This is a genomic window from Weissella bombi (genome assembly GCF_900094835.1).
Classification (GTDB): Bacteria; Bacillota; Bacilli; order Lactobacillales; family Lactobacillaceae; genus Weissella; species Weissella bombi.
The window spans coordinates 95,329-114,246 of the sequence record NZ_FMAO01000005.1 but is presented as its reverse complement, the minus strand read 5'-3'; the positions used below and the strand labels follow the sequence as shown (position 1 = coordinate 114,246).

The following is an 18,918-nucleotide window of genomic DNA, read 5'->3' as shown; positions in this document are numbered from 1 at the left end:
CGATCCCTGTAACGTCCATTGGTCGCATGGTCTAGTTGGTTATGACGTTCGCCTGTCACGCGAAAGATCACGGGTTCGAATCCCGTTGTGACCGTATAATTAAGTATTGCATTATTGTTATAGGGGTATAGTTTAGCGGTAGAACAACGGTCTCCAAAACCGTCGGCGGGGGTTCGATTCCCTCTACCCCTGCCATGGCGGTAGTGGTGAAGTGGTTAACACACCGGTTTGTGGTTCCGGCACGCGTGGGTTCGATCCCCATCTACCGCCCTTGTTTAATGTAATACTTGATATAATGCCGTTGTGGCGGAATTGGCAGACGCGCTGGACTCAAAATCCAGTTCCCGCAAGGGAGTATGGGTTCGACCCCCATCGACGGCATATATGAAAGTCTCGAGGTCTTGTTTTACAAGGCTTTGAGACTTTTTCTTTTTGCTAGGTGATTACTAATTAATCTTTGTTTTTAGTACATTATGATTCGATTATCTTACACATGTTTCAAATTATAAAATTAATAATGGTTATCATTACAAGTAGCATGATATTATTTATTAAGTATAAAGAAAATGGAGGCAATGTTTATGGCAAATGAACCTATTACAAGTGACAGTCATCAACAGCTAATGTTAGATTTTAGTGTAGCAGGACCTCAAATAGGCGAAAAGAATATAACGTTACCAGATGGTATTTTAGTACGTGATGAAAGTGGTGATGAGACGTCATACTCTCACTGGGAGGTTATTCATCGTGCTGATGAGACGTACTGGTCACCATTAGATGGCGATCGTAAAACATTGTATGATATTACGGATTATAAAATTCAAAATAAGCGTGATAATCAATGGTTAACAGTCGCTGAGTGGTTTAATCTAGACAAGTTTTAAAAGAATACAAAAAACTTCTACGAAGAATACATTCGTAGAAGTTTTTTTGTATAAATATTTAAATTATTTTTTTATAAAAAGTAACACATGACGGATTAAAATTAACAACAAAATAATAAAACCAGTTAGACAAAGATACTTTGCCACACGCATGCCAGGTGTGTGATATGTTAATGTAACACGGTTTTGACCAGCTTTAAGGGGTATACCTATAAAACCACTATTTAGTTTGATTAGTTTATTATTACTATTTATTGTCCAACCATGACTATATGGGATGGTTGTTGCTAATATCTGAGGTTTCTTAACCTTTATACGAGTACTTACCTGATTGTCAGTTAGTTTATACTTTGGTGCTTGTTTGATAATTTTTTGAGCTACTTTGTCAAAGCGTTTGTCAGTAGGAATACCTTTAATTTGAACATCAAAACTGTAATGACCAGCTTTACTAAAAGTAAATGGAATAAATGTTTCCTGATTAGTCTTTACAGCTTGTCCAAGATTAAGGGTAATATTTCTTTGTGGATTATAAAATGATAGATTAGTTTGACCAGTTTGAGTAAAAGAATTGGTAACATCATTATATGTTGAGGTTATTGTATAACCACCAATGCCGTTGCCAATGCTACTAATATGCTTTTTATACCAATTCCATGAATAAGCTTGTGGATTATACTGGCGATTAGTTGGTCGTTGTGGATTTCGTTCCATTTGTTTTTGATTGTATTGGTAATCAGCTAAGTCCGCTTTTTGTCGTTGCTTAAACGTAAATGGTTTGAATTTTAAATTAGAAATTTCTAAATGTAATTCTGTACCTTTTAGTGCTTTAGATGGGCTAAGATACACACCTTCAGATAGTAGTTCCGGATGTGTTGTATAAGAAACGTGTTGTATCTGAGTAGGGGATTTAGTTAAATCGGTACGAAGATCACCCGTAACGACAGATTTAGCAAATTGAGAAGAATGCTTTTTACCAGTAGAAGTAACAACACTATCGGCTAAAATAGCTTCTTTTTCAGTAGCTGATAATTTATTATAAAATTTTTGGTTAACCGTGTTTTTTATTAAATATAATAGTGGGTAGGCATCGTTAGAATGTGTTAGCGTCTGCCCGTTAATGATTTGATTATTGTCGGCAATATAAGAATTGGGCGTGATTGTGTCTGGGTTTTCAAAACGATCGGATACACCTAGTACGTTACTTAGTACGTTTCGTGAATCTAAATTACCCGTAATATCGTTTGGATTAGCATTATTAATATTTAATGCTGATAGACCTTTTCCAACGGCACCATTTTGTAATGACCAATAACTTTCAACATTATTTAATGAACTGTTAATAGTTAAATTGGTTGCAGGGGCAATACCAGTTGCGTTGTTTAATTGATTATCAACATAAGATCTTGTAAAAATTCCTTGTTTGTTTTTAGGGTATTCTCTTTGTTGTTTTGTTAATTGTTTTACGATGTTGTTCGGTAATAAGTCAGTTTTACTTGGATCAGTATTATTAGTGTGATTTCTGGCTGTTATGAAAAATACATTCAATAGTACTATGGCTATTAACCATATTGGTTTAAAATTAGGAACGGCTTGTGTAAACCATAATATAAGTAATGTTACAAAATAAATGGCGATAACCATCCCGTAGCGACTATTAAGGCTTAAATTACTAGTTATAAAAAGTGATGCGGTTGAAATTATACCAACAATAAGAAACCAAATATAATCTTGATTGGTTAATTCGGCTAAATGATTGAGCATTAAGAAAAGCATGAAACTAATAGGTAACGATAGCATAAATACCCAACGATTAGATGGGGATGAACCACCATTCAAGATAGCTGCGAATACAGGTATGCAACAACCAATTAAACTGATAATCCATAAAATGTTGAATGATTGATAAGTGTGCCAGCGACGTAATGAAAAAATGATAGCCATAACACTAATTGCGCTAAAGCCACCGGTTAACCAAAAAGATGGTGTATTGAGATTGGCAATTAAATTACCAGGTAATGCTAAATAATAGTAAAGTGGGTAAATATGCAAGCCATTAGCTAAACCACTATTACTACGAGCTGAATTTAAGACAGCGTCAATGCTTGGTAAAAATAATGGTGCCGCTAACAAAGTACCAATGGCACCGGCACCTAATATTTTGAGGTGCGAATGCCAATTTAACCACGTTTTGTTTTGAAAATGATGACCTAACCAGAATATGAATAAACCAATGATTAACATAAAGGCAAAATAAAAGTTATTCCAAATTGTCCAAAAGCTCATGAAGATGAGTGGTAAATATTTATGGTGCGCTAATGCATAATGCATTGCTAAAATAAGCAACGGGAAGATGATTAATGGATTAATAAAAAAAGGATGCTCAAAAGTGGCAAAAGCAGTGTAACCAGAAAAAATATAAGTAAACGATGCTAGTTGATATTGCCAATTTAAAGCTTTTTTAAACCAGTGATAAATAAATATTAAGCAGCTTAGTCCGGCTAAATACAGTCTTACAACAATCATTGTATTGTAATAAGTTAACAAATGGGCTTTTGAAATAAAAGCAATGCCATATGTGAAGATATCACCTAATGTATAGTAAGAAAAGGTCTGATAATAATCAGCACCAAGACCTAATTTCCAAGACCAATTGGTGGGAAATGTGTGGTGAAAAATAATGTTCTTAAGATCTGATTGCCACTGTATTAAAGCTGGATAATGTTGTGCAATACCATCCGACTGCCAAATTAAAGAAGTGTTGGTGAAATAATAAGGTGCAAATATAAAAATTGCTAAAATAAAAAATAAAATTGTATAAGTCATAACGAGTTTATATGACTGTTTTAGTTGCCTGGGCATGGTTGATACCTCCAAAAGACTATCAAGTCATTATATCATTTTAAGAGGTTGTATCGGATTAAAAAATATGGACATGCATCATGTAATTTTGATGTTTTTAAAAAACTAATAAAAGTCTCATAAATGGCTCTATTGCAACCGTTTACAGGTTCTATAACATAGTTTATAATAAAAGTAATACAGAGCGATTTGTATGTTGATTTTAATATATATATTAAGGAGCGTGGCAATTATGGTAAATTTCATTATTGCTAGTCATGGTGAATTTGCTGCGGGTATCCGACAATCTGGACAAATGATCTTTGGGGAACAGGAAAATGTACAAGTTGTTACATTTATGCCTAATGAAGGCCCAGAAGATTTGATGAAGAAGTTCGAAGATGCCTTAGCAACATTTGATCCTGAGGGGCAAGTATTGTTCCTCGTTGATTTATGGGGAGGATCACCATTTAATGCTGCATCTCGTATTCAGGCTTTGCATGAGGACCGTATGGCCATTATTACAGGCTTGAACTTGCCAATGTTAGTAGAAGCTTATGGGGCTCGTTTCACAATGGAAACGGCTGCTGAGATTGCAAGTTACTTGATGCCAGTGGCACGAGATGGTGTTAAAACATTACCTGAGACTGAAGATGTAGCGGAGGCACCTAAGGAAAGTGCTGAAACTGCAGAACCAGCTGTCGAAGCTGGCGATGTGAATGAAGTTATTCACACCGGTTCAGCAACGATGGATGTTCGTTTGGCACGTATTGATTCACGTTTGCTACACGGTCAGGTTGCAACGGCATGGACTAAGACTGTGGCACCTAATAGAATTATTGTTGTGTCAGACAGTGTATCAAAGGATGAGCTACGTAAGACTTTGCTAACACAGGCTGCACCGGTAGGAGTTAAGGTTAATGTTGTCCCAATTCAAAAGTTAGTTGATGTTTGGGATGATCCACGTTTTAAGAGTGTTAAGGCTTTACTTTTGTTTGAAACACCGCAAGATGTCGCTAAAGCAGTTGAGGGTGGTGTCAAATTAGGTGAAGTGAATATTGGGTCAATGTCTCATTCGGAAGGTAAGCGTATGTTGACTAATGCGGTTGCCGTTGATGATGAAGACGTTAAAACTTTAGAGTACTTACGTGATAATGGCGTTACGTTTGACGTACGTAAGGTTCCTGCTGATCAAGGCAAGGATGTTTTTGATTTATTGAAGAAGTCATAATTACTTATATTAGAAAATTATTCGGGAGGATAACGCATGATTTCAGCGTTTTTCGTAGTTATATTTGCATTCCTAGCTGGAATGGATGGAATTCTGGATCAGTTTCAATTCCATCAACCATTGGTAGCTGCCACATTAATTGGGCTTGCGAATGGTCATCTAACTGAGGGAATTATTCTTGGTGGAACATTGCAAATGCTAGCGCTAGGTTGGATGAACATTGGAGCCGCTGTTGCTCCTGATGCCGCTTTAGCATCAGCAGTTTCAGCATATTTGGTTACTGGTCCAGCACAAGTTAGTGTTGATACTGGAATGGCTATTGCTATTCCTTTGGCCGTAGCCGGTCAAGTTTTGACAATTGGTGTTCGTACATTAACAGTTGCTTTGGCTCATATTGCTGATAAGCAAGCTGAAAAGGGAAGCTTGCGTGGTGTTGAAACAGTTCACTGGACAGCGCTAAGTTTACAAGGATTGCGTATTGCAATTCCTGTTATTATCGTAATGGCTGTTGGTGCTGGTCCTGTTAATGATGCATTGAACGCAATCCCTGATGTGATTACTAAGGGATTGGCCGTAGCCGGTGGATTTATTGTTGTTGTTGGATACGCAATGGTTATTAATATGATGGCTACTGCTGAACTTTGGCCATTCTTCTTCTTGGGATTTGCTTTATCAGCAGTTTCAGAGTTGAACTTGATTGCCATGGGTATGATTGGTCTTGTGCTAGCTTTGATTTACCTACAACTATCACCACGATTTAATGGTGGTTCAGGTAAGGGCGGTTCAGGAAACGGCTCAAACGGTGGCGATCCAATCGATACCATTTTAAATAATTACTAGGCTTGGAGGAAAGTACATCATGAGTGAAGAAGCAAAGAATGAAGTTCACTTGACTAAAGGTGATCTTGTTAATACTTGGTGGCGTTCAACTTTCTTGCAAGCTGCATGGAATTATGAACGTATGCAAAACGTCGGATGGGCATTCTCAATGATCCCCGGTATCCGTCGTTTGTACAAAACAAAAGAAGACCGTGCTGGTGCTTTAAAGCGTCATTTGGAATTCTTTAATACACATCCATATGTAGCTTCACCTATTTTAGGTGTTGAGTTAGCTATGGAAGAGCAACGTGCTAATGGTGCTGACATTAATGATGAAGCAATCAACGGTGTTAAAGTCGGAATGATGGGACCTTTAGCCGGTGTTGGAGATCCAATTTTCTGGGGAACAATGCGTCCTGTGCTAGGAGCTTTCGCTGCTGGTATGGCACAAGGTGGTTCAATTTTGGGACCTATCATTTTCTTCGTTGTTTGGAATGCAATTCGTATGTTGTTCCTATGGTATACCCAAGCATTGGGATACAAAGAAGGAACAAATATTACACAAGACTTAGCTGGTGGTGCAATGCAAAAAATTACCACTGGAGCTTCAATCTTGGGTATGTTTATCATGGGAGTGCTTGTTCCACGTTGGACAACGATGAATTTCCCAATTGTTATGTCAAAGGTTAAGGTACAAGATGGTGCTGCAGCCGATATTCCAGGTTTGGCAAAAGCAATTAACGGTGGTGATGTATCGGCATCAAAAATTGCAGATGTTGTTACTCAAATTCAAGGTGGCCAATCATTATCAGCTTATAAGGTGACGACACTACAAGATACATTAGATCAACTATTGCCAGGTTTGGCACCACTATTGTTGATGTTCATTGTATTGTGGTTGCTACGTAAGCGTGTATCAGCTATCACGATTATCTTTGGATTGTTTGTTGTTGGTATTTTGGCATATGCATTTGGTATTATGGCATAAAAACAAATATAGATAAATTTGTTAAAATAGAGATGGAACAGTCAGATAACAAACTGTTTCATCTTTTTTGTATAAACAGGAGAATAAAATGGTACAAGCTTTAAACGTAAATATATCACTAGCAGGTAGTGCCAATGCGATGATGTCACCTGTCAATATTCAGCAAGGTCGAATATTTTATGGGGATCGTGGAATTGAGTTTCGTGCTAATACTGGTGGGGGTTACATTCAAATTCCGTGGCGGAATGTTGAATCAATTAGTATGGAAATCTTTTTAAACTTTTATTATCGTGGTTTTTTTATCAAAACAACAGATGGTAAAACTTTTGAATTTGTTGGTGGTAAAGCTAAAAAGGCGATCGCTATTTTTAGAGAACATTTAAAAGGTAGTCAAATATTACGACGTAAGGGTATTTTAGAACGTAGACGTAAATAAGTTTAATCATAGGGGGATAGGATTATGAAGACGTTGCACTTATATGTTGTTCGTCATGGGAAAACATATTTTAATCGTTATAATAAGTTGCAAGGGTGGGGCAATTCACCACTGATGGCAGCAGGGATTAAGGACGCTCAAGTTGCAGCACAGCGTTTGGCTAACGTTGATTTAAAGGCCGCTTATAGTTCTGATACGACAAGAGCAATGGATACGGCTAAAATTATTATCGAGGGTAATAAAAATAAGCAGCACTTACAGCTAATTACGGCACCAAACTTTCGTGAAGAATTTTATGGTAGTTTCGAAGGTTCTAATATGGATGTTGCCTGGACAAATGCTGGTGCATCGGTTGGACTTAAAACGTATACAGAAATCGTTGACAAATTTGGTGTTGATAAAACAAAAGATTTATTAAAGGCAGCAGATCCATGGCACGATGCTGAAAATAGTGAGGAATACTGGCAGCGTGTCGATAAAGGGTTACAACGTATTTTAAATAACCCAATTCTAGATGATGGTGATAATGTTTTATTGATAAGTCATGGTAACACGTTAATTTCTTTAGCTGATCGTTTTGGAGAGGGAAAAATTCAAGTTCATGAGCGACCAGCAAATGGTTCAATCGCACGTATGGAATTGAATAAAGAGGGATTAACAATTTTGACGTACAATGATAAGCCTGTACAGGATTAAGTTGATTAAAAAGAATTTCTATTACAAATAGCATAATAACTTTTTATGACATGATATACTTATTCAGGTTATAAAAAGGAGATTTAGATGGCACGTAAAAAAAAGCAAAGAACAAAGACAATTTCTATTAGTACGATTGTAGTGGTTATCGGTGTTGCTATTTTGCAGCAGACAGGAATTATTTCTGATGTTGATAATTTTATACAACCTTCTAGTAGCAAAACGTCAAGTTCCAAAGTTAGTCAACCAACAGTAAATGTCAAAGATGGTGTCAACTACGGTACTGTTTCTGATGAACATCCCAGTGAGTCTCTAAGTAAAACAGTACTAACTGAAGACGTGGTTACTCAACTTAATGCTAGTAAGGCGACATTTAACAAAACAGGGTCGTATATCATTAATGATGATAAAACTGATTTGAATGCAAATGTTAGAGTTGCACCATATGTTCAACTTTCATCACAAGATGCACAGGGACGTCCAGGTGTTGCAAATGCGTTTTTAAATAAGAGTAGTCGTCAGTATCGTTCACGTACTGAAACCGGAAATTCAAAAACAATTGATCCGGTTGGGTGGCAGCAAGCAACGATTGGTGGTACTTATCGCACTTTATATAATCGCGGTCATCTAATTGGCTATGCATTGGCGGGAAATATAAAATCTTTTGATCCGTCCGAAGCAAATCCACAAAATATTGCTACGCAAACAGCTTGGGCAAATCAAGCATCAAATGGAAATGATGCTAATACAGGTCAAAATTATTATGAAACACAAGTTCGTCGAGCATTAGATCGTAATGAGCAAGTTCGCTACCGGGTTACACCTGTTTATATTGGTAATAACTTGGTTCCTTCAGGAAATCATATGGAAGCTAAATCAAGTGATGGTCAATTACAATTTAATGTGTTTGTACCAAATGTGCAGCCAGGTGTGAAAATTGATTATGCAACGGGTGCTAGCACTCTTGTGAAGTAAAATATTGAATTAGTATAAAATCTGTGAAACTAATAAAGCACTAACATCTTGATGTTAGTGCTTTATTCTAGTTATTGTAGAGAAAAACCACCAAGTGTAGATGACTAACACTTGATGGTTAAAAATTTTTGCCACTAATTCGGCACTAAGTACAAGGTAAATACCTTTAAAGCAACGTTCAGAGAACGTATAAAATGGACCCGGGGGGAATCGAACCCTCATCTCCGGAACCGGAATCCAACGTGATATCCATTACACTACGGGTCCATAACAAATAGTAATTATAACTCAATAGATTAGTATTAGCAATAGAGGTGGATGTGTGTTATCAATATAATTAGGTTAAACCTTGCGAATGGTTAAGTTTACCTTTATAATGAAGAGTATAATAATTTAATTCTAAGATAGAAAAAGGTGAAGACAATGGCATCATCAGAAGGAAAGGCCACGATGGGCCGTAATATTAAACGCTACATTAAACAAAATGAGATAACAGCAGCTCATTTGGCTGAGATTATTGGCGTGTCAACAGCGACTATTTCAGATTGGTCAAATGGTAAAACCTATCCAAGAATCGATAAAATTGAAGCAATGGCAGAATATTTTAAGATTTCAAAATCAGACCTTGTTGAAGAACCAAATCGGGTATCAAAAACTGATGTTTCTGATGAACCGGTACTAATGGCAGCACATTGGGGATTAGACATTTCGGGATTACCCGATGAAGAACGATCACGTGTTATTGATCGTGCAAAATCATATATAGAAGGTTTAATTGCTGATTACGAGGATCGGAATGGGAACAGATAGTTACGATAATCTTTTAATAAGGGTTGAAAATGATTTGATAGATTTGGGGATGACACCGGTTATTTTGGATACGATGCCTTTAAAGGAAAATTCAGGATTAGATGGTGTTGCCTATCTTAAGGGAGATAAAGCTTATATTTTTATCGATAAGACTCTATCAGTCTTTGATAAGGCTCGTACTTTGGTAGAAGAGTTTCACCATGCAATTTCTGATATTGGAAATCACTTAGATTATAACTCTAATCTAGCACATAATGATGAAATTACTGCACGCGAAGATGTTATAAGGTATATGACTAGTGAAGCAACAATTATTAAAATAGCTCATGAATATGAGAATCAAGCATTTGAAGCCTGGATGTTGTGCGAATATTTAGGATATCCGTTAGATTTTGCACAAGAAACGGTGGATCTATATAGGAAAAGTGGCTTGTTAAATTAAACCTAATTAATTTGTTGATTTTAGTTTAAACCTATTATATACTTAATTGAGTCCTAAGTTATTGTACTTAGGACTTTAATTAGACATTTTGATTAAGTTTAAACTAACAGGAGGCGGAGTTATGACTAATGCTATGATTGCATTTTTTGTTGTTTTTGGGGTTTTTATTTGTTTATGGATTGTGACAGTAGCAATCATAACAATGCTTGAAAACTTGTTTATGAATAAACTATATAGGTACGTTCGGGGAATAATCTTATTAATACGATATGCCTTAATAAGATTAGGTGGAGCTAATGATGAAGAAGCGCATCGAATTGTTTTAGAAAAATGATTTGTGAAACATTTCCTAATCAGAGAGTAATTTTGTAAAATAATTGAAAAATAAATAGTTATGAATATTAATACAAAACAGATTGTTGATATTTATTTTGTATTAATATAGTTGGATTAAGCGCTTTCAACTGAGAATAATTAATATATTGTAATTGATTTAATATAAATTTTATTAAAATAAACTTGTATGATGTATGTTTGTTTAAAAGGGGCGCTTTGTTTGCGAAAATATAATTAAAGTCGTATAATAAATCATGTAGAAACGTAACAAAAAAGAATTTTTTGGGAGGGATCTTAATAATATGACTGTTAAGATTGGTATCAACGGTTTCGGCCGTATTGGTCGTTTAGCATTCCGTCGCATCCTTGAGTTGAAGGATACTGCAGATGACATTGAAGTTGTTGCAATTAACGATTTGACAAACCCTGCTATGTTGGCATACTTGTTGAAGTATGACTCAACTCATGGTACTTTGGCAGCTGAAGTTTCAGCTGACGAAGAGGGTATTATCGTTGACGGTAAGAAGATTCGTGTATACGCTGAGCGTAACGCAGCTGACTTGAAGTGGGTTGCTAATGATGGTGTTGAAATTGTTTTGGAATCAACTGGATTCTACACTTCAGCAGAGAAGTCACAAGCTCACTTAGACGCTGGTGCTAAGAAGGTGTTGATTTCAGCACCTGCTGGTAACATTCCAACGGTTGTGTATGGTGTTAACCAAGATACATTGACTTCAGATGACAATATTGTATCTGCAGGTTCATGTACTACACAATCACTTGCTCCATTGGCAAATGCTTTGGACAAGGAATTCGGTATCGAACTTGGTTTGATGACTACTGTTCACGCTTTCACTGGTACTCAAATGCTATTGGATGGACCTAAGGGTAAGAAGATGCGCTCAAACCGTGCTGCATCTGTAAACACTATCCCTCACTCAACTGGTGCTGCTAAGGCTATCGGTTTGGTTGTTCCTGCAGTTGCTGGTAAGTTGGATGGTCACGCACAACGTGTTGGTGTCGTAGACGGTTCAATCACTGAATTGACTTCAGTATTGTCAAAGACTGTTTCAGCTGAAGAGATTAATGCAGCTGTTAAGAAGTACGAAAATGATTCATTTGGATACAATGATGATGAAATTGTTTCATCAGATATCATTGGCGACACACACGGTGCCGTATTTGATCCAACTTTGACTAAGGTTATCACTGTTGGTGATAAGCAATTAGTACAAACTGCTGCTTGGTATGATAACGAGTATGGTTTCACTTCAAACATGATCCGTACTTTGTTGCACTTGGCAACACTTTAATAGTTAGATAACTATTATTGAAAACGGGTGGTTTAGTAATAGTCTGAACCGCCCGTTTTTTATATAAATTTCCTAGTGATTTTTAACAAAGAAAAGAGGAATCTCATGGCAAAATTAACAGTTGATGACTTAGAGTTAAAAGGTAAAAAAGTATTGATGCGTGTTGACTTCAATGTTCCGCTAAAGGAAGTTGATGGTCAACAAGAAGTTGCTAATGATAACCGTATTGTGGCAGCTTTACCAACAATTAAGCATGTTTTGTCAGAAGGTGGACGTGCTATCTTGTTCTCACACTTGGGTCGTATTAAGAGTGAAGACGATAAGCCTGGTCTATCAATGAAGCCAGTTGCACAACGTTTGGCTGATTTACTTGGTCAACCTGTAACGTTTGTTCCTGCAATTGAAGGCCCTGAACTTGAAGAAGCCATCAATCAATTAGAAGATGGTCAAGTATTGATTTTTGAGAATACACGTTATGCAGATGTTGTTGATGGCGAACAAGTTAAGCGTGAGTCAAAGAATGATCCTGAATTAGGTGCATACTGGGCATCATTGGGTGATGTATTTGTAAATGATGCGTTTGGAACGGCTCACCGTTCACACGCTTCTAACGCAGGTATTGCAGCTAATATTGCACAAACTGCTGCTGGTTACTTAATGGAAAAGGAAATTAAGTTCTTGGGTGGTGCAGTTGAGAACCCAGAGCGTCCATTTGTTGCCATTATTGGTGGTGCAAAGGTTTCTGATAAGATCACAATCATTCAAAATCTGCTAGCAAAGGCCGATAAGGTTATCGTTGGTGGAGGAATGGCTTATACTTTCGCTGCTGCAAAGGGTGAGAAGATTGGTAATTCATTGTTTGAAGAAGACAAGGTTGAACTTGCTAAGCAATTAATTGCTGATGCTGGTGATAAGCTAGTATTGCCTGTTGATGCTGTTGCGGCTGACAAGTTTGCAAATGATGCTGACACATATGTAGCTGAAGGTGACATTAAAGATGGTTACATGGGACTAGATATTGGTCCTAAGTCAGTTGAATTGTTTAAGTCAGTTCTTGCTGGTGCAAAGACAGTTGTTTGGAATGGACCTATGGGTGTATTCGAAATGGAAAACTTTGCTAAGGGAACTTTGGCTATCGGTGAAGAACTTGTTAAGGTTACTGAAGAAGGCGCTACAACCATTGTTGGTGGTGGTGATTCAACTGCAGCCGTACAACAATTGGGTGTTGCTGATCAATTAAGCCACATCTCAACTGGTGGTGGTGCTTCATTGGAGTACCTAGAAGGTAAGACTTTGCCAGGAATTGCTGCTATTTCTGAAAAGTAATTAATTTAAAATATGATAAAAGACTGAATGCAATTGTGTTCAGTCTTTTTTTATATATTCTATTATAGTCATATTTGTGATAAACTATTCCAAATAGTAATGTTTATTAAGGAAGATTGTTATGGATATTAATAAATTTAACGTGTTTTTAGATTTAGCTAAGACCGGAAATTATTCTGAAACAGCACAAAGACTATATACAACGCAAGGAAATATCTCTAAGCAAATACTAGCTTTGGAAAAAGAGTTAAAAACGAAATTGTTTATACGAGGACATCGTCAAATTACGTTAACTGAATCCGGCCGTATTACAGAGATGTATGCAAAAAAAATTTTGCATGAGTTTGATGCATTACAACAGACATTAAACAAACATAATGTTGAATCTGATAATGTTTTAACGATTCATACAATGTCGTCCTTCTCCAATTATGAAGGCTTTTCGTTGATGAGTGCCTTTCATCAAAATTATCCTGAAATTACTTTACATTTTTCAGAAATTAAAGATAGTGATTTAATTAATTCGGTAATGGATAATCAAGCGGATATTATTTTTGGACATTATACACCCGATTTAAATCACCGTTTGGAAACATTATTGACTGATCAGGACAACTTAGTTGCCGTTTTACCAGCAAATCATCCTTTATCGGCAAAAAAAATACTTTCACTAAATGATATAATTCAGGAAGATCTCTTATTACTTGAAGGTGAAGAAACGTTAATATTTAATAAATTTAAAGTTATGGTTGAAAAAAAGCAATGGCAAAATGCAGTTGCTTATCAGGGTAAGCGTATTGATATTATTTTAAATATGGTGTCTAACGGTATGGGAATAGCTTTGGTGATGGATAAACGTGTTGATACCAGAAATGATAGTCAATTAATAAAACGTAAGATAGGATTAAATACAACAAGTAATTTTGGCTTTATGCGTCTAAAACAAGCACACGAGTCTCACGGTAATGAATTATTTTGGAATTACATCACACAAACAATTAATTAACATATTAATTAGTCAGTATTTTTATAATTAATGTGATATTATAGAACTATAAAAGAATATTAATCACAAAGGGGAGCCATTCTTGGCTGAGAAAGAGTATTACTCTAAACCCTTCGTACCTGTTTTAGTTATTTAAGCGTAGGAATTGTGAAAAACCATTATCAATACTTGTATTTATAAAGGCCTTTTTGTAATTTCTTATTACAGGAAGGTCTTTTTATGTTGTTGTCATAGGGGGTAGAAGAGTTGGGAGAAATAGGATGAACTCGAATATTAGAAAGATAACATATTTAGCGATGATGATTGCCTTAGATGTTGTGTTATCACCAATTTTACGTATTGAAGGGATGGCACCTATGTCAAGTGTCATTAATATTTTGGCGGGTGTATTAATGGGGCCTTTATATGGCACTATCATGGCAGTGTGCTGTGGTGTTATACGAATGATGTTAATGGGTATTCCGCCATTAGCATTAACGGGAGCTGTTTTTGGTGCTTTGTTAGCCGGTGTTGGTGCACGCCTGACACGGAATATTTATGGTTCGATTGTGGGAGAAATTATTGGAACCGGAATTATCGGATCATTGGTATCTTATCCAGTAATGGTACTATTTACTGGCACAAAGACTGATTTATATTGGTTACTGTATACACCAAGATTTTTAGGTGCAACCATAATGGGCGCGGTGGCTGCATGGCTAATTTGGCAACAAGCAAAGAAAATTTCTTTATTTAAAGATATGATGCAAGTATTTAATGGAAAAATGGTGATACGATAATGAAAAAAATAACGATGCCTTTAACTAATTCACCATTGGTTCACTGTATAACGAATACAGTTACTGTTGAAACAATGGCTAATGCATTACTCTATGTAGGAGCAAAACCAATCATGACGGAAGATGTCCGTTCTTTTGATGATTTAGCAAAACAAACAAATAGTCTATTACTAAATCTAGGTAGTTTATCAGTGGAAAGAGAAGAAAGTCTTTTTGCTGCTGCTAAGCTGGCTTATGATAATAAACAGCCCTTTGTTTTAGATGTGGTTGGTGTGGCAAGCGCTAGTACTGCGATGACAACAGCACGTCATATTATGGATTATGAGCCAACAATTGTTCGCGGTAATATTTCTGAAATGCGAGCAATTGCTGGATTAGAAACGAATGGGCGTGGTGTTGATGGTAATCCGCTTGATCAAACGGATGTAGCACTAGAAGAATTGACAGGTGCGCTTAAGAAAATGCCTGTGACATCAGCTTATGTTGCAACCGGGGCTAAAGATATTATAGTGGCGCAAAATAATGTGTGGATTTTGGAGAATGGTGTTCCTGAATTAGATTGTTTTACTGGTTCAGGTGATATTTTGGGAGCACTATTAGCTGCTCTATTAGGTGAAAAGCATTCAGTAGAGAATGCAGCCGTCCATGCAATTAGTTATTTAAATATTGCTAGTGAAAAAGCTAAAAAAATAGTGCCAACAAAGGGAATTGCTGATTTTAGGCATTACTTTTTAAACGAATTATCACTTTTGGGTGTGGAAGATGCAGATTGGATTAATCAAATAAAGGGGAATGTAAATGGCGAAGGTATTGAATTTAGTAACGGCACGTTACGGTGAAGATGAAGCAACGTTTTTAGAACGAGTGGCTTTAGCATGTGAGAATGGTGTAACATCGGTGCAATTACGTGAGAAAGATTTATCAACACGTGCTTACTATGAATTGGCAGTTAAGGTTAAAAAGATTACTGATCAGTATCAGTTACCTTTAATTATTGATGATCGTATTGATATTTGTTTGGCAGTAGATGCAAATGGTGCTCATATTGGTGATGATGAATTGCCAGTAGACGTTGCTCGTAAGTTATTGGGACCTGATAAGATATTGGGTGTATCAGCTAAAACAGTTGCTCGAGCAGTTGAAGCTGAAGAACAAGGTGCAGACTATTTAGGAACTGGTGCAATGTTCCCAACTAAAACGAAGGTTATTACGGAGCCAACCACTAAGGAAACATTAGAGGAAATTACAGCAACCGTTAAAATTCCTGTTTTAGCAATCGGGGGTATTAAAGAGCACAATATTGATACTTTGTCAGGTACTGGAATTGTTGGAGTTGCTGTAGTGAGTGAAATTATGCAAGCAACCGACATTGCAAGTAAGGTGCAACATTTAAAAGAGGCAGTTAAACTATTGTAGTTAAGGGAAGACTGGGAGTAATTACCCAGTCTTTTTTATATACTTATCCTTCTAAAAAAATGTTATATTTGAACAATATAAAACGAAAGGAATATTAAAATGATTGTATTTGAAAATGTTATTAAAACATATCAAAACAAGCAGGTTGTTAATAAAATTAATTTGACTATTGCTTCTGGTGAATTTTTTGTGTTGGTTGGACCAAGTGGTAGTGGGAAAACGACAATTTTAAAAATGATTAATCGGTTAGCACAACAAACATCTGGAAAAATTTTGATAGATAATCAGGATGTGGCGCAAGTTAATACGACTAGTTTAAGACAAAATATTGGTTATGTTTTGCAGAATATTGCGCTTTTCCCAAATTTGACTATTAGCCAGAACGCAGGTCTTTTGTTAGAAGCAAATGGTGTAAAACGTTCTGAAAGACAACAGCTTGTTCAGGAGTTATTGGATAAAGTAGGGTTACCGTATGAACAGTATGGTTCAAGAATGCCTAGTGAATTATCTGGTGGTGAGCAGCAAAGAGTTGGTATTGTTCGCGCTTTGGTTACAAAACCTGAAATTATTTTGATGGATGAACCTTTTAGTGCCCTGGATCCGTTATCTCGAAAGCAATTGCAAGATTTAATTTTATCTTTATATCAAGAATTTAAACCAACCATTGTGTTTGTAACGCATGATATGCAAGAAGCCTTGCGACTAGGAACTAAAATTGGCGTTTTGGTAAATGGTGATTTGCAACAAGTAGATGAACCACAGGTGATTATTAATCACCCTGCCAATCAGATTGTGTCTTCATTGTTTAACAATCAAAAAATTACGCTAATTGATGATTTGATACGAACTGGGTTAAAAGAAACGATTACGGAAAATATTTCTTTTGATGTACCTCATTTGACAAGTACACAAACTATTCAAGAATTGGCAACGGCCTTATATGATTATGACTATGTTATTGTTGATCAGCATTATATTATTAATCAAAGGCAATTGTTGATGTACATTAGTAAGCATTAGGGAGGGAAAAATGTTAAATGATTTGTTACATCTAGTAACGACACATACGAATGACATTGTTGTAGCTTTAGAAGAACATATATTACTTTCTTTAGCAGCAATTTTGATTGCCGCCGTAATTGCAGTTCCTTTAGCAATTAGTTTAATGAATCATCGACGCGCTGGTGAAGTTGTTTTGCAAATTGCAGGGGTTATCCAAACAATTCCTAGCTTAGCAGTTTTAGGTGTGCTAATTCCGTTTGTTGGTATTGGAACAATTCCTGCTATTATCGCATTAGTGCTATATGCAATAATGCCAATTTTCCAAAATACTTACGCCGGATTAACCGAAATTGATGATAATTTGTTGGAAGCTGCCGAAGCATTTGGTTTTTCTAGACGATTTAAATTGTTTAAAATTCAATTACCATTGGCAATGCCAATGATTTTATCTGGATTAAGAATTGCAATGGTTATGATTATTGGAACGGCCACTTTAGCTGCTCTAATTGGTGGTGGTGGTCTAGGTTCGTTTATCATGATTGGAATACAGACCAATGACAATGCGCAATTATTACTTGGCGCAATATTGTCTGCTTTGCTGGCACTAGTATTTTCTTGGTTAATTAAGCTTATTGGTCGGTTATCTTTGAAAAAGATGGGAATTTTGGTTGCTGTCTTTTTTGTACTATTAGGTGGTTATTTTGGTGGTAAAGCATTCATGCAGCCAAAAGGACAAATTACAGTTGCTGGTAAACTTGGTGGTGAGCCTGAAATTTTAATTAATATGTACAAGGATTTAATTGAGGCAGACAATCCACGCTTAGATGTGCAATTGAAGCCAGATTTTGGTGGTACTACGTTTATTTATAAGGCAGTTAAGAGTGGGGATGTTGATATTTATCCAGAATTTACTGGAACGGTTTTACAAAATTTGATTAAGGGTAAGACAGTGAGTCATCAACCCAAGAAAGCATATCAAGATGCTAAAGAAGCTTTAGATAAGCAAGCGAATTTAGCTTATTTGCCACCAATGCGTTATCAAAATACTTATGCATTGGCAGTGCGTCAAAGTGATGCTAAAAAATATAATTTAAAAACGACGAGTGATTTAGCTAAAATGTCACCACAACTAACGGCAGGTTTTGATCATGATTTTTATGAGTTAAAAGATTCATATCCAGGAATAAAAAAGGCTTACCAATTACAGTTTAAAGATGTAAAGAGTATGTCATCAAGCTTACGTTATAAGGCGTTAGCTAATGGTCAAATTGACGTGACTGATGCCTATACAACTGATCCGCAATTAAAGGCTGATAAATTAGTGACTTTGGTAGATGATAAGAATTATTTTCCACCATTCCAAGGCGCACCGTTAGTTAGAAAAGATATTTTAACGAAGTATCCAAGTGTTAAAAAGAGCTTACTACGTTTAAAGGATAAAGTGACTAATCAGGACATGATTGATATGAACTATCAAGTAACGGTAGAACATAAATCTGCTGATAAAGTAGCACGTCAATACTTAGAAAAACATGATTTATTAAAGTAATCTTTCAATTGTAGCGATTGACATGTTGCTGGCATATAAACCTGATAGAATTAGGGTATTATTCAAAAGGAG

Annotated in this window: 19 protein-coding genes, 5 tRNA genes and 1 riboswitch; of the genes, 22 read left to right on the top strand and 2 right to left on the bottom strand. The window is 36.2% G+C overall.

Annotated elements, in window-relative coordinates:
* Positions 1–20: 20 nt before the first annotated feature.
* The 5 genes from GA0061074_RS04990 (at position 21) to GA0061074_RS04970 (ending at position 884) form a co-directional block, all read left to right on the top strand.
* Positions 21–94: transfer RNA gene (locus GA0061074_RS04990), tRNA-Asp, on the top strand.
* A gap of 27 nt (positions 95–121) precedes the next feature.
* Positions 122–195, top strand: a tRNA-Trp gene (locus GA0061074_RS04985).
* Between the two features lie 2 nt (positions 196–197).
* A tRNA-His gene (locus GA0061074_RS04980) sits at positions 198–270 on the top strand.
* Between the two features lie 27 nt (positions 271–297).
* Positions 298–381, top strand: a tRNA-Leu gene (locus tag GA0061074_RS04975).
* A 200-nt stretch (positions 382–581) separates the two neighbouring features.
* Positions 582–884, top strand: a complete 303-nt coding sequence (locus tag GA0061074_RS04970) for a hypothetical protein (RefSeq protein WP_092462457.1) — start codon at positions 582–584, stop codon at positions 882–884.
* 63 nt (positions 885–947) lie between these two features.
* Here the strand turns inward: GA0061074_RS04970 and GA0061074_RS04965 are convergent, their stop codons facing one another.
* Positions 948–3,743, bottom strand: a complete 2,796-nt coding sequence (locus tag GA0061074_RS04965; RefSeq protein WP_167550168.1) for a YfhO family protein — start codon at positions 3,741–3,743, stop codon at positions 948–950.
* Positions 3,744–3,975: 232 nt separating this feature from the next.
* Here GA0061074_RS04965 and GA0061074_RS04960 point away from each other — a divergent pair, with 232 nt between their 5' ends.
* The 6 genes from GA0061074_RS04960 (at position 3,976) to GA0061074_RS04935 (ending at position 8,867) form a co-directional block, all read left to right on the top strand.
* Positions 3,976–4,953, top strand: coding sequence for a mannose/fructose/sorbose PTS transporter subunit IIB (locus GA0061074_RS04960; protein WP_092462455.1), 978 nt, complete (start codon positions 3,976–3,978; stop codon positions 4,951–4,953).
* A gap of 36 nt (positions 4,954–4,989) precedes the next feature.
* Positions 4,990–5,793, top strand: a complete 804-nt coding sequence (locus tag GA0061074_RS04955; RefSeq protein WP_092462453.1) for a PTS mannose/fructose/sorbose transporter subunit IIC — start codon at positions 4,990–4,992, stop codon at positions 5,791–5,793.
* A 19-nt stretch (positions 5,794–5,812) separates the two neighbouring features.
* Positions 5,813–6,760 (top strand): PTS system mannose/fructose/sorbose family transporter subunit IID, encoded by a 948-nt coding sequence (locus GA0061074_RS04950; RefSeq protein ID WP_092462450.1) that lies wholly within the window; start codon positions 5,813–5,815, stop codon positions 6,758–6,760.
* Positions 6,761–6,848: 88 nt separating this feature from the next.
* A complete protein-coding gene (locus GA0061074_RS04945) occupies positions 6,849–7,196 on the top strand; it encodes a DUF956 family protein (protein ID WP_092462447.1) in 348 nt (115 codons plus the stop codon).
* Positions 7,197–7,220: 24 nt separating this feature from the next.
* Complete coding sequence (locus tag GA0061074_RS04940) at positions 7,221–7,892, top strand: histidine phosphatase family protein (protein ID WP_092462444.1); 672 nt, start codon at positions 7,221–7,223, stop codon at positions 7,890–7,892.
* A gap of 87 nt (positions 7,893–7,979) precedes the next feature.
* Positions 7,980–8,867 (top strand): DNA/RNA non-specific endonuclease, encoded by an 888-nt coding sequence (locus GA0061074_RS04935; protein ID WP_092462442.1) that lies wholly within the window; start codon positions 7,980–7,982, stop codon positions 8,865–8,867.
* Between the two features lie 195 nt (positions 8,868–9,062).
* Here the strand turns inward: GA0061074_RS04935 and GA0061074_RS04930 are convergent.
* A tRNA-Arg gene (locus GA0061074_RS04930) sits at positions 9,063–9,134 on the bottom strand.
* Positions 9,135–9,290: 156 nt separating this feature from the next.
* On the opposite strand from GA0061074_RS04930, the gene GA0061074_RS04925 reads away from it, so the two are divergent.
* The 11 genes from GA0061074_RS04925 to GA0061074_RS04875 all read left to right on the top strand — a co-directional run bounded on the left by GA0061074_RS04925 (position 9,291) and on the right by GA0061074_RS04875 (position 18,846).
* Positions 9,291–9,677, top strand: coding sequence for a helix-turn-helix transcriptional regulator (locus GA0061074_RS04925; RefSeq protein WP_092462439.1), 387 nt, complete (start codon positions 9,291–9,293; stop codon positions 9,675–9,677).
* Entirely contained in the window at positions 9,664–10,119 is a 456-nt protein-coding gene (locus GA0061074_RS04920; RefSeq protein WP_092462437.1) for a hypothetical protein, read from the top strand. Before GA0061074_RS04925 ends, GA0061074_RS04920 begins: the two co-directional genes overlap by 14 nt.
* Before the next feature lie 121 nt (positions 10,120–10,240).
* Positions 10,241–10,453 (top strand): hypothetical protein, encoded by a 213-nt coding sequence (locus GA0061074_RS04915; RefSeq protein WP_092462435.1) that lies wholly within the window; start codon positions 10,241–10,243, stop codon positions 10,451–10,453.
* A gap of 304 nt (positions 10,454–10,757) precedes the next feature.
* Positions 10,758–11,768 (top strand): type I glyceraldehyde-3-phosphate dehydrogenase, encoded by a 1,011-nt coding sequence (gene gap / locus GA0061074_RS04910; protein WP_092462433.1) that lies wholly within the window; start codon positions 10,758–10,760, stop codon positions 11,766–11,768.
* 105 nt (positions 11,769–11,873) lie between these two features.
* A complete protein-coding gene (locus GA0061074_RS04905; protein ID WP_092462431.1) occupies positions 11,874–13,094 on the top strand; it encodes a phosphoglycerate kinase in 1,221 nt (406 codons plus the stop codon).
* A gap of 121 nt (positions 13,095–13,215) precedes the next feature.
* On the top strand, positions 13,216–14,100 hold the full coding sequence (locus GA0061074_RS04900) for a LysR family transcriptional regulator (RefSeq protein WP_092462429.1): 885 nt from the start codon (positions 13,216–13,218) through the stop codon (positions 14,098–14,100).
* A 59-nt stretch (positions 14,101–14,159) separates the two neighbouring features.
* Positions 14,160–14,262, top strand: a riboswitch (TPP riboswitch).
* Positions 14,263–14,360: 98 nt separating this feature from the next.
* The gene (thiW, locus tag GA0061074_RS04895; RefSeq protein WP_092462427.1) at positions 14,361–14,879 is read left to right on the top strand and encodes an energy coupling factor transporter S component ThiW; all 519 of its coding nucleotides are present in this window, start codon (positions 14,361–14,363) and stop codon (positions 14,877–14,879) included.
* Complete coding sequence (thiM, locus tag GA0061074_RS04890; RefSeq protein WP_092462425.1) at positions 14,879–15,718, top strand: hydroxyethylthiazole kinase; 840 nt, start codon at positions 14,879–14,881, stop codon at positions 15,716–15,718. Before thiW ends, thiM begins: the two co-directional genes overlap by 1 nt.
* Positions 15,678–16,295, top strand: coding sequence for a thiamine phosphate synthase (gene thiE, locus GA0061074_RS04885; RefSeq protein WP_092462423.1), 618 nt, complete (start codon positions 15,678–15,680; stop codon positions 16,293–16,295). Before thiM ends, thiE begins: the two co-directional genes overlap by 41 nt.
* A 99-nt stretch (positions 16,296–16,394) precedes the next feature.
* Positions 16,395–17,315, top strand: coding sequence for an ATP-binding cassette domain-containing protein (locus GA0061074_RS04880; RefSeq protein ID WP_092462421.1), 921 nt, complete (start codon positions 16,395–16,397; stop codon positions 17,313–17,315).
* Between the two features lie 10 nt (positions 17,316–17,325).
* Entirely contained in the window at positions 17,326–18,846 is a 1,521-nt protein-coding gene (locus GA0061074_RS04875; protein ID WP_092462419.1) for an ABC transporter permease/substrate-binding protein, read from the top strand.
* Positions 18,847–18,918: the final 72 nt, after the last annotated feature.